Here is a 12150-nt window from a genome sequence, read left to right on the forward strand (position 1 = left end):
ATGATGGATAATCTACCTGCTCATAAAGTCGAAGAGATTAAGCTTTTGATTGAAGGAGTGGGAGCAAGTATTCTTTATCTATCTCCTTATTCTCCTGAATTCAATCCAATTGAACATTGGTGGTCACAATTAAAAGCTTTTCTGAAACAATTTTCTCCCAAGAGTTCATCTGTCGTTGATGGTTTAATTAAAATTGCGCTGAAACTAGTTGATCCAAAACATCTAAAAAATTGGTTTACTAATTGCTGCTACTGTACCTCATAAACCTCAAATATGCTGTATATCTTACTTTTTATTCGCTTCTTATAACTAATGTTTATTTTTATCGAACACTTGTTAATCTGTCATCAGAAGTATGTTCACAAATCAAAGATCAGTCGTGTAGACAGGAGATGTGCTCAAAAAAGTCCTGCACAGGCATTAGATAGTTTTTTCTCAAAAAATTAATCAATCTCAATTAATTCGAGTTCAATTTTTTGTCCACTTAAAAAGTGTAACATCTTAACTATTTTAATCAGTAAAACTATTGAATAGCTAGTTTCTGATTTGGTCAATATCCAATTACTCGTTTTAGAAGAAAACATAGCTTTACCTATAAGCATACCTCTGAACTTTTGAAGTATTGTATAATTGGCAGTTTTGAATACTGTGCCACAGTTAGGTGCTATATTATCTTGATGTTCTTTTGCCCAAAGTTGTCTTGAAATTATCGGATTTTCAGTAAATTCTACTCGTTCAAACTGGAAGACTGCACTCAATATCAGTTTTGAGTGCATACCAGTAAATATAGTTTGTCGATAATCTTGTACAATTTGGCTCTTATCAAGTGTTTTTATACATCCATCCTCAAAGAAAGTTACGCTTTCAACAAAGTCGTATACTGTACATCCATATTGCCTTCCTCTACCAGCATTCATTGCTAATGCACCACCAATAGTTGCTGGTACAGACGCAAGATAATAAAAAGAATTCATTGAGTTTTGGTAACAGTACTTTAATACTTCCATAACCGAAGTAGAGGAAGAAACTTCTAGTCTATTTTCAGCTAGAGGATTTATATACTTAGGTAGTTTATTTTTTAAAATCAATGATTGGACATTCTTTCTCACAAATAGGGTGTTAGAGCCGTTTCCAATTATGTAAATATTTACTTTGTTTTCTTTAGCCAAATTACAGTATTCTCGAAGATCGTCAATACTAGTAATCTCTCCTAATCGCTCAAAGTGATGTCGAGTTCTATAGTGCGAAAGACTATTTGATGTTATAGATTTAATCTTTAGATTAGACATAATTAATTTTTACTCCTGATTTAGATTATGCATTACTTTTAATATTCAATTTCTCTTGGGAAATTGCTTCAAGTAAATATTTTTTGGATTCATTGGTTTTTGTTTGTAGTATTTTAGATACTGATTTATAGTCAATATCAAATATTTCTTTATTAAGTAATTTATTTTTTTGCTCGGCTGAAAATATGCGTTTCTCTAATTCCAAATCAATCAGTAAATCTGTTACTTTATTATTTTTATCACTCCTAACAAATACACTAAAAGGTTTATTAAAAATAATAGAAAATATAGTGCCGTGAAAAGTATTAGTTATGATATAATTTGCTTGGCTGTATAGCCCAACCCATTCTCCCGGATTAGCACTTTCTAGATTGATTTGTGCTAATCGATTAGGTTGATCGACTGAAACTATAGTTAGATTTTCAGATTTAGCCAGTAATTTTATAAAGTCTTCTTCCTCTGGTTTTATTTCACCATGCATATATAACAAAAGATATTTATCTTGAAATTTAGGTGTAATTTTAATGGCGTCATAATTAATTAAAAAAGTAGGGTCTAAAACTTTTCTTGCTTCTCGATCACATTCCTTCTCAATAATTTTTAAACTATTAGAATCACGAACTAAAATAGTTTGAAATTGATTAATAAGCTCGGATATTTGTTTTTGATAACTTCTTAAAGTTACTGTATTACCAAAACTTGCAGCATAACTTATCCTTCGAGTAGTTTGATTGCTAACAAAATCTAAAAAAAAAGTAGAATCAAAACTTCTAATCGAATCTATACACCATACTTGGTCACTGCCACATATTACTACGTCATACTTATCATGATAGTATTGTAAGCCTTTTGGATTGTAAAATTTTTTAGGGCTCAATTTCACATGAGAAAGTAAAAATTGTCTCATTTTCCAAGCTCTGGGAATATTGACAAAGACTTTTTTTATATTTTTGAGCGGAATTAAAGGTCTGAAATATGTCCATACTATCTTTATCGGTCGATAGTCTATGATTTCAACATCATAGCCTTGGCTATTAAGAAAACTCCACAGCGCACAAGCTTGGAGTGTTGCTCCATAATTATTGACATGGTGAAAAGTTAAAATTCCAATTTTCATCTTTGCCCTTTTTAGATAAACTATAAATTTAATATCAAATCTATGGCTCTTACTAATTGTTCTGGTTATTTCTGCAATCTACAAAACACAAGTAGTGAACCTTGGTTTGTGTATATTTTTGATTGAAAAAATATACACAAATACAATAATAGATAATCATGAAAATTAAGCAAAATTTTTTTGATTAACTAACTGATTAATATGAATTAAATAACTATAAAAAAACCGTTTGATATTTTGAATTTTTTATAGCATTTCAAATGAAATTATTTAAAATTTCGTCATGAGTTTAGTTTATATTTAAGTATCTTAGTAGATGATTTTCAATTAAACTAAAAGTAGCTAATTTTCGGAAAACTCAAATTTAATTTGAATATCTAATCAATCTTGTCATAGTTTTTGTCAAAATATTATCTATCTTGAATAATTATTCTTTCCAAGAAGTTTACCACAATTTTTTTGTAAAATATAGTCATTCAAGAAAAATTTTATAGAAAATTCACTGATAATTCAGCCTTTTATAATTTTGAATAAAACAGATTGCTGTTTATATTCTAGGGCTTCTTAATCTCCAGTCTCTTGCAGAAAGACCGCTCCAATACGACTTGATGATAGTAGTTGCTTAGTCGCTAACCAGATAAATAGAGGAATGGTTTTAGAATAACGACCACAAAGCCTACGTGGTTCTTGAATCCATCGATACAGCCATTCAAGTCCTAAGTCTCGAATTATTCGGGGTGCGCGCTTATGAATTCCTGCATAAACTGGGAAAACTCCACCCAGTCCAATCATCACGGCTTGTATTTTGCCTTTATGTTGAGCTATCCAATTTTCTTGTTTTGGACATCCTAGAGATACTAAGACAGCATTGGCGCCACTAGAGTTAATCTTTTGAATCAAAGCTTCATCTTCGCTTTCAGTCAGGGGACGAAAGGGTAGAGGTTCCATAGCTGCAATCTTCATTTGAGGAAATTCCCGCTCTAACCTTTTTTCCATCCTAGAAAGAATTTCTATTTGGGAACCTAAAAAGAAGATACTGAGATTTTCTATTTGAGACAACTGACACAATGCTAGAAAAATATCCATCCCCGCTACACGATCTTGATAAGGCGATCCCATTTTTCGCATCATCCAGACAAGAGGCATACCATCAGGAGTAACTATATCTGCATTTCGTAATAGGTTGGCAAACTCTGGATTCCAATGAGCTTCAATCAGCATATGTACATTAGCAACGTATATAATTTTACTCTCATGCTGAGTTGCCCACTTCAGTATTGTTTGCACTTGCTCGTTAAAGCGTAGAGCTGTAATAGAAAAATCAAGCACTTTTTGAGTAGGTAGAAGCACTCTTGCCATGATAAATAACTCCTGTGTCCAAGAAAAGAATCCATAGATTACCTCGACCATTCTGAATAATAAACTATTCAGATTAGATAACTCCTAGCCTTTTGTAGGCTTGTGTCATCGTTGGAAGTTAACACATGGAGTGGAATTGCCTTCTCAGTATACTTTTGGCTTTCTTGGTAATACTAGAATTATTTGCTGCTGTGTCTTAGTTTACTGGTTTAACCAGGAGATTTCAGATGCAGGTTGACAAAATTCATACTTCCTTCATAATTAATTTTTAATTGATTCATCCAAGCATTACAATTGCGATAAATTACTATATTTTATAAATAATATGACGTTAAATTTGCTACATTTTATAAATTTAAAGTCAAGAAGAATACCAGAGACTTAGTTTGATAACTTTAAATGTGAGCATGTATTTCAAAGGTTTGATTGTAATTCTTGAGCGTTAAGTACAATTATAGCTAACTTTGAGGATTGTAATTTTTACGTATTGATAAGGGTTTTAAGCCTGTTGGCTTTTCGTAATTTAATTGGGTTTATTGCCGCCAAGTGAATTATTTCAAAAATATAATTATGGTTTTTTATAATTTTTATTATTAAAACATTGAATTTAAAGTTTATATCGGCGAATTTATAATTTTTATCTCTTACTAAAAGGAATAACCAAAAAATAAGGGGAAGATAAACTTATCTTCCCCCACTCCATTACTTTTGCTGTCGTCTGGCTTATTATTTTGTTTAAATCTTTGCAGTAACATTTGTCTTTGTTTCTTAAGTTGCCGCTTCCTGGCAGAACCGCCTCTACCTTTATCATTCCTACCTTCTTTACGGGGAGATTCCCATCTCTTTAGTCGCATAATTTTTCACTTTTTTAGTAATCAATATTATTTTTATAATATATAATACACTTTAATGTCTAGGCTGGCAAGCAAATATTGAATTATTTTTTAAGTAAAGTAATATCAGTAAATCGCAAAGTTTTCCCAAGGAGCGATCGTCAAGGGACTCTCAAAAGTGATCGCACTAACGCATACAATTTTCGGTGGAAAACATTCATGCCAATTACCAGTGACTTAATTGCAATTTATATCACTGCCTGACATCTGATCTTATTTTTTATGCGAATGACAAAAAAAGTATATATTTATACATAAAATCTGATTTTGGTTATTTTAGCAAGTAAAAAGTGAAAATTAGATTTTAGAATGCTTTCGGTTTCACTTTTTACTTAGCTTTTTTAAGGGTTTCCAATTTCATTTGATTTATAAAAACCAAAAAAGTTTTCGGTGGGTGGAAAAATTTGTAACTATATAGGACTAACCCTTTCAAACAGCTATGGGTTCGCGAACAAATCGTCATTCGCACCACTAATATAGAAATATTATTAGCATCCTACTAATATTAAGTACAACAGATTAAACGAAAAACTATAAAATCTAACTTCATGTCTCAACCTGACCCGAAAAATCCCATAGCTCATTTTATCATTGGCGTACCTGGTAGCGGAAAATCAGCCTTCGCTGTATTGATAGCCCAAACCGGAAACTATGAAATTATTTCCACAGATGAAATTCGCCAACAGCTATATGGCGATGAGACAATTCAAGGTGAGTGGCCAAAAATTGAAGCCGAAGCACTTAAACGTATTTATACTGCACTCACGAAAGGTAAAGGCGTAATTTACGACGCAACAAATTATAAACGCGCCTTTCGCATAGATTTTTTACAGAAAGTGAACAAACAAGTAAAAAGTAAGAAGGTAAACCGAAAAAGAGAAGAAAAAGATGATTTTGAATCTTCTACTTTTAACTTGACATGGATAGCATGGCATTTAGATACGCCACTTGAAACCTGTATCTGTTGGAACCAACAACGTACTCGTCAAGTTCCTGAAGATATCATCATAACCATGCATCAAGTTTTAAAAAACTTTCCACCCATTTCTGGTGAAGGGTTTGCAAAAGTTAATACTATTAATGTCACTTCATCTCAATTCTCAACTACCGAAATTCATAAACAGATTCAAATTATCTCTCGTAGCATCACCAATTCCCAAAATCGTAACGCCAATATTACACTTCATAAATATAGTAATCTCATTGATTTTGAGCGGTTAATGTACTTAATTTCTCTAATCATTAAATATCCCGGTATTGGAAACTTACAAAATATAAATCCAACATTACTAGAAAACCTTCTTGGTTCCAAGCCAGAATTTCCGAATGATCTCCAAGAAATTGCTGCAATCATCGGCAAAAAGCATGGTAAAGTTTATGCTTTTGAAGAAGCTATAAATCAGGATTTACAATATCTTGTAGTTCAAGGAATAATTGCAGAAAATGAAAATATCAGTAGAAAAAGTCAAGTAACAAAAGAAAACTTGCATAATCAATTTGTATTAAACACAGCAACACATTCTTATTCAGATAAACAAGCTTTTGACCGCTTAATTGGAACAATCAACTTGATTGTTAATCAGCCATTTTTACCAGATGCTGGGGGAGGTAGCTTAGGAACTTTTGCCAAAGAACTAGAACGAGCAGGGTTTATTACTAACGCTAAAAGTGCACTAGCAATGCTGCGTAAGGATATCGAAAATGTTTTAAAACCCTATAAAATAATTCCAGATTTTCCTATGCGTAACGGTTATTTTGCAGGTACAGGAATTCTTACACAAGAAGAACTCATTAAAGTTTATGAAATCCTGCAATCTCAAGCCAAAAGTCTGGATGATCCCTTATTAGTGTATTTTTATACTGATTTTGAGAACAGAATGTTACAGTCAAAACTAATTAATACTAACGAAAATATTTATCCAGTCCGGTCGATTGCTCATCATTCTATTGTTGATGAAAAGCATTTACATGAAACCTCATTACTCCAAAAATTACCATATTTAGAAGCTGCAATACTCAATGGTGAATTACTTGAACTCAATCGTTTTGGTGGCAGTGCTAAATATGAAGGTGATGCAAATAGCTTTATTCATGTATATCCTTTACAAATAGTCTTTCATAACCTTGCTTGGTACTTAGGGTTTGAATGTATTGTTGGTGAAGAAGCGGGATTACTTCGCTTTGAACGTTTAGACAGATTATTTCTGGGTAATGCCCAAAATCAATTTCGTTCCCGTCAATCACAACAAAAATCATTAGAGAAATTGCATAAACTCTTAAAAGGAAGTGTCGGAATATTTTTAGGAAATAGCACCTCTGACCAACGCAAATTTCTCAGTCAAGATAAAGCAATACGTTCCCAAATATGTATCACGATAGAACTTTGGTTTAATGATAAAACCTATCGTTTTATTATCGAAGGAACCAAGCGGTTTTCACAAATAAAAATGTCTCGTCCTCAATTCACTAGTAGAATCAATCTCCCTAAATCTCTATTCAGTTCGCCAACACAAGATAAAGATTTTCCTAATCGCTTTCAAGTAGTTTTAGCTAAATGGTCAATAGAAGACTTTGATTTGTGGAGATGGATTGTTGGTTTTGGTGGAAATGTCAAAGTTATTGAACCACCAGAATTAGTAGATAAAGTAAAGGGAATTGCTCAGGGTATTCTTGATAATTATTAATAAGACTTCTGTCAAAACTGCACATTCACTCATTTTTGAGCATTAGGGCTTAAAATATCTGACTGTCAACAGTCAACAGTTAACCGCCTAGCTCAATTTTTTACAAAATCCAAAATCGGTACTACTCCCAAGTAGACACATTTCGCAGCACATCCGGAATTTCTTCTTGAGACAAAGGAAACTCTAATATAGTCTCTCTATAACCTAAATACCCAGATTCAGCAAACGATAACAGCATTCGCGAAAGCGCCAGCCAAACCTCTGGTTCGTATTCCCAATCACGATAACGCGAAGCTTGACCAGCAATTGAACGTAGCGCCCAGAAATAAGAATTTCTGACTACAGAACCACCCTTTTTAAATTCTGGCAAATCTTCATGGTGGATAAAAAGTATTTTATTTTCAATTCTAGCTCTCATGAAAATTTTGGATTTTAGATTTTGGAATTAAAACTTAATCTTAAGTAGAGTGGAATAACACTTAATTAAGCAAAAGTTACCGCCAAAATTCCCGACTTATATAAAAAGTTGGGGGATAAATCTAGCTAAAGTAACTAAATTTTAGGTAAGATGCGTTGGTCTCTCTAATATTGTTGATGATGATAAATAATATAGCTATTTTCATTTGTACACAGGTAGGGTAGCACAGTTGTGCTATCCTACTATGTTTATAGTTACCTACAAACTTGAGCTTAAACCTACACGAAAAGTAAAACCAGGACTATATATCCGATTAACTCGCTCATATTGCTCACCTAGTAGATTTTCTAAGTAAACTGTCAGTCCTAAATTGCTAGTTAAAGGTATACGACCAGTGAAATCTAAATTCACAAAAGATGGTGCAAAATCTGTAATTCTGTCACCAGGGTTATTAAAAATAGATCTGCGAGCGCCACTGTTGTAAGTAACATATAAGTTAGCTTGCCAACCTGAATTTTGATAACCTATACCAGTTTGGAGTACAGAGTAAGGAATTAAACCTAACTGTAAACCTGTTTCTGAGCCTGTTTTAATTTGAGCATCTGTATAAGTGTAGTTGAGAAAAGTTGACCAGCTAGCAGCAATTTTTAATTGCAATGCAGCTTCTAAACCATTGGTATCTACTAATCCAATGTTTTCCCATCTTCCTGCGATAACTCCCAGGCGATCGCGTATAGTACTACCAAAGTAAGTAAACTGTCCAATCAAATTGTGAGAAAATTTGACATCTACTCCCGCAGTCCAAGTGGAGCCAACTTCTGGCTCTAAATTAGGGTTAGGTTCCCAACCATGAACTGTATCATAAACATATAACTGATCTAACCCAGGATTGCGTTGTCCTCCAGCCCAACTTCCACGCAGTGCTACTATTGGTGTAACGGCATAACGTAAACCAACACTAGGATTGAGATAATTTCCAAACTCGCTGTCAAAGCTTTGTCGTAGTCCTAAATCTACTAGAAAACTTTCACCGATATTCCAAGTATTGACAGCAAATAAAGCTGTATTGAATAAACTCCTATTTTCAGTTTCGTTATTACCAATTCTATTAGGATTTGTACTTAAAACATCACCATTTAAGTCGGTGTTTTTCAAATCTAAACCCCAACGCAATTTAGTATTGTCAGTAATTTTCCATTCATGATCTACTCTGGCTGTAAGTTGTTGTGTATCTAAAACTCCTGTACGATAAAAAGCTCCTGCTGGTCCATAAGTACTGAAATAATCTTGGTTATAACCAATTGAAGTTGTCAGATTAGAACTTTCCCCATTACCGAGCCGAGTTTTCCAAGATAAGCCAACATTTAAACCATCGTGGTCTAATCTATCTTGCTGAAGAGGAAAACCAAAATAAATTAAACCGCGACGACTGCTGAGTTTAGTAATATCTAAATTTAAAGAATTTTTTTTATCTAAATCTAGACCAATATTACCAAAGTAAGTACTTGTAGCAGTGTCTGCATTCGATAAATACCCTTGACTATCACGATTTGCTGCACCTACAGGAATGCGATAACGGTTATCTGTAAAGAACCTTTCAAAACTAAAATTGTATTTTACAGAAGCAGCCGAGCCACTGTAAGTTACTTGTTGATTGTTTAAACTTAATGAGCCAAATTCTGCACTACCAGAAAACTTTGGTTGTCCATAACCTTCTTTGGTAATGATATTCACAACTCCCCCAAAGGCTGAGGAACCATACAAAGCCGAAGCTGTTCCGCTATATAATTCTACTCGCTCAATAGCTTCTACAGGAATGCTATTTAAATCAGTCCCACCATGATAAGTGTTAACATTATTGTTAATTGGTCTGCCATTAATTAGAAATACAGACTGATTAATTGAGGCTCCTCGGTAGTATGTTCCTGTGTGAGTATCTGCACCATGACCAACATCATTGATAGCAAAACCAGGCATTCTTTTCAAAATATCAGCTAAACTGGTTGCACCTTGCTTTTCAATTTCTTCTTTTTCAATTACGTAAGTTGGTGTAGACTGAGGCAGATTGTGTGGTTCGGCGATCGCTTCTATATTAATGTCTGCATCATCGCTAGGTTCAGACTCGATTTGCGGCTGAGTTTTTGGCTCAATTTCATTCTGTACAGGTTGTTGAGTTAATAATTCAGCATTAGTGATGGGTAGCTTAATTTCACTCAAACTAGGAATATCTGAAATAGCTTCAGTTGATTTAACCGTATTTCTCTGCTTAATTTCAAGATCATCAGCAAAGCCAGGAAATGCTATCAGTAAACTCGGTAAACCTACTGTTAGCAACAAAAAATCTTTTTTCACCTTTTCTTTCACACCAAGTCAAAATAGTCACCAAGTGTTATTGTTGCTATAGTATTGAAATTGTGTCAAAAGACAGGCTGTCATATTTTCCTGGCTTCAGATTACAGACTGGTTAGAAAATTTTGAAGTCAGATTTTAGTTCTACTTCCAATCTTTATCTGCTTGTGAAAGCACATAAGCAGTTACATCTTCAATCTGCTCGGGTTTTAAACGATTACCAAAAGCAGGCATGGCATTTTTACCTTTTGTAATTTGGGCAATAATCGCCTCAGCTGAGTACAAACCATATTTTTCCAAAGCCTCCTTCTTCAAATTTTTATTAGCTTGGACTAAATTCTTGCCGCCTGCATGACAAGAAGCACAATTACTACTAAACACTTTGGCTCCATTAGCAGCATCTAGAGCTAAAGCTGGACTACTGAAGGCAAAKGTGAAGATTGCTATGCCTAACAGTATGACTTTAATAATTTTTTTCATTTCGTGTTCTCTGTGCAATAACAGCTGATTCACTGGAATATCCTTCATAATTGTCAGTTGAGCCGCTGCTATAGTCAAATGACAAGGTGTCAAACTTAGGTTAAAAATTGTTGAATTGAAGATTATTGGCTACGATGCTTATTAATCTCTATATTATTTATTTTACGTTATCCAATATTTTTCAACTTCCAAACTCAGTAAATTGACGTATATAAGGTTCGTGAAACGCTAAAATAATATCTTGTTTGGATACTCCCATATCAACCAATCGATTAGCAATTCCTTCTTCAGTACCATCATGTTGAATCCATATTTTTCCATCTTTAATATCAAGATGTAAAATACAGCCAAAATCTCATTTATTTCCACGCCAGCCAACATAAAGTAATTGATAGTGGTCTTGCTGTTCGTCAAAAATTGTTTGCACCTCATACTCTTCGGCATTTTGTGACATCGAAGCTTGCTTTTGCCGTTGTGAAAAAAGATGTCGAATATATTGCTGATATTCTTCTACAACCATTGACGAATAACCTCCTCTTCTAGATTAGAAAATATCAATCATAATTAATATTTTGCAACTGCTGATATAATAAATTTACCTTGAAAAAAAGATTTATAAATCGGTACGCAAACAGCTAAATAAAGTTCGCGATCTTGCCACTCTTAAGTTTCGTTCGCCACTTGGCAATGGCTTTGGCATCACCAAGGGCAAACGAACTCCTGAATTGAATTGTTATATAGCCCCTAACTTATTCAGTGCGTCTTCTGTAACACGACAAATTCGCCAATCATCTAATATAGAAGCTCCCATACTACGGTAAAATGCTTGGGCTGATTCATTCCAATCCAATACACTCCATTCTAATCGCCCACAATTGCGTTCTACAGCTATTTGGGCTACTTTAGTCAGCAGAGCTTTACCAATACCTTGCCTGCGATATTCTGGTAAAACAAACAAATCTTCTAAATAAATTCCTGGCTTGGTCAGAAATGTTGAATAATTATGAAAAAATAGAGCAAAACCAACAGGTTGACCGGTAAATTCTGCTAAAATTGCCTCTATATATCTGTGCGAACCAAATAAATGTTCCTTAAGTTCCAGAGCATTGCCGGTAACAGCGTGAGATAATTTTTCATACTCAGCAAGCCCTTCAATTAATTTAAACAGTATGCTGTAATCCTCTGGCTGGGCAAAACGCACAATTAAATTGCTACTCGAAGTCATTAGTCTATAGTCTGTAGTTCATAGTCTATAGTCAACTATACAGTTTTTTTAACTGTGCCAATTTGAGATGCGCTTGGTTAATCCTGAATTAACGTCTTGCTATGCTAATAACCCTAATGGATAATACAAATCCCAAGTCTCAAATTTTAAATACTCAAGCTTTATCCATTGAGTGGTGAGTAAATCCAAAATCTATTGAATAATGACTGAACAAAAGCCAAAAAAAGGTACAAAACACCCGGTTTTGTAGTTAGCGATCGCCACGCACAAGAAGCGTTTTGTTATTACAGCTAATTAGGTCAGGTATTATACCAATTTTGGATTTTAGATTTGGAG

Annotated in this window: 10 protein-coding genes and 1 pseudogene; 2 read left to right on the forward strand and 9 right to left on the reverse strand. The window is 33.8% G+C overall.

The features are described 5' to 3' along the window. A partial coding sequence (locus FCR06_RS26915; RefSeq protein WP_138505234.1) for a transposase occupies positions 1-264 on the forward strand: 264 nt, incomplete at its 5' end. Positions 265-443: 179 nt separating this feature from the next. On the opposite strand, the gene FCR06_RS26920 is transcribed toward FCR06_RS26915, so the two are convergent. The 4 genes from FCR06_RS26920 to FCR06_RS26935 form a co-directional block, all read right to left on the reverse strand. Further along, positions 444-1289 carry an FAD-binding protein gene (locus tag FCR06_RS26920; RefSeq protein WP_138505236.1) on the reverse strand — a complete coding sequence of 282 codons (846 nt, stop codon included), beginning with the start codon at positions 1287-1289 and terminating at the stop codon, positions 444-446. Positions 1290-1314: 25 nt separating this feature from the next. Then, the gene (locus FCR06_RS26925) at positions 1315-2406 is read right to left on the reverse strand and encodes a polysaccharide pyruvyl transferase family protein (RefSeq protein WP_138505238.1); all 1092 of its coding nucleotides are present in this window, start codon (positions 2404-2406) and stop codon (positions 1315-1317) included. 564 nt (positions 2407-2970) lie between these two features. Next, positions 2971-3765, reverse strand: a complete 795-nt coding sequence (locus FCR06_RS26930; RefSeq protein WP_411268027.1) for a WecB/TagA/CpsF family glycosyltransferase — start codon at positions 3763-3765, stop codon at positions 2971-2973. Between the two features lie 647 nt (positions 3766-4412). After that, on the reverse strand, positions 4413-4619 hold the full coding sequence (locus FCR06_RS26935; protein ID WP_138505239.1) for a hypothetical protein: 207 nt from the start codon (positions 4617-4619) through the stop codon (positions 4413-4415). Positions 4620-5206: 587 nt separating this feature from the next. Here FCR06_RS26935 and FCR06_RS26940 point away from each other — a divergent pair. Further along, complete coding sequence (locus FCR06_RS26940; RefSeq protein WP_138505241.1) at positions 5207-7342, forward strand: WYL domain-containing protein; 2136 nt, start codon at positions 5207-5209, stop codon at positions 7340-7342. Between the two features lie 121 nt (positions 7343-7463). Here FCR06_RS26940 and FCR06_RS26945 read toward each other — a convergent pair whose 3' ends face one another. From FCR06_RS26945 to FCR06_RS26970, 5 genes and pseudogenes are all read right to left on the reverse strand, one after another. Then, positions 7464-7760 (reverse strand): hypothetical protein, encoded by a 297-nt coding sequence (locus FCR06_RS26945; protein ID WP_138505243.1) that lies wholly within the window; start codon positions 7758-7760, stop codon positions 7464-7466. Between the two features lie 258 nt (positions 7761-8018). Continuing rightward, the gene (locus FCR06_RS26950) at positions 8019-10112 is read right to left on the reverse strand and encodes a TonB-dependent receptor plug domain-containing protein (RefSeq protein ID WP_138505245.1); all 2094 of its coding nucleotides are present in this window, start codon (positions 10110-10112) and stop codon (positions 8019-8021) included. A 141-nt stretch (positions 10113-10253) separates the two neighbouring features. After that, positions 10254-10589 carry a cytochrome c6 PetJ gene (gene petJ / locus FCR06_RS26955; protein ID WP_138505247.1) on the reverse strand — a complete coding sequence of 112 codons (336 nt, stop codon included), beginning with the start codon at positions 10587-10589 and terminating at the stop codon, positions 10254-10256. A gap of 181 nt (positions 10590-10770) precedes the next feature. After that, positions 10771-11109: pseudogene (locus tag FCR06_RS26960) on the reverse strand (XisI protein). A gap of 213 nt (positions 11110-11322) precedes the next feature. Then, positions 11323-11814: a GNAT family N-acetyltransferase gene (locus FCR06_RS26970; RefSeq protein ID WP_138505249.1), complete on the reverse strand. Its 492-nt coding sequence runs from the start codon at positions 11812-11814 to the stop codon at positions 11323-11325. Positions 11815-12150 lie beyond the last annotated feature (336 nt).

Origin of the sequence: Nostoc sp. PA-18-2419, assembly GCF_005869855.1 — a bacterium.
Taxonomy (GTDB): domain Bacteria; phylum Cyanobacteriota; class Cyanobacteriia; order Cyanobacteriales; family Nostocaceae; genus Nostoc.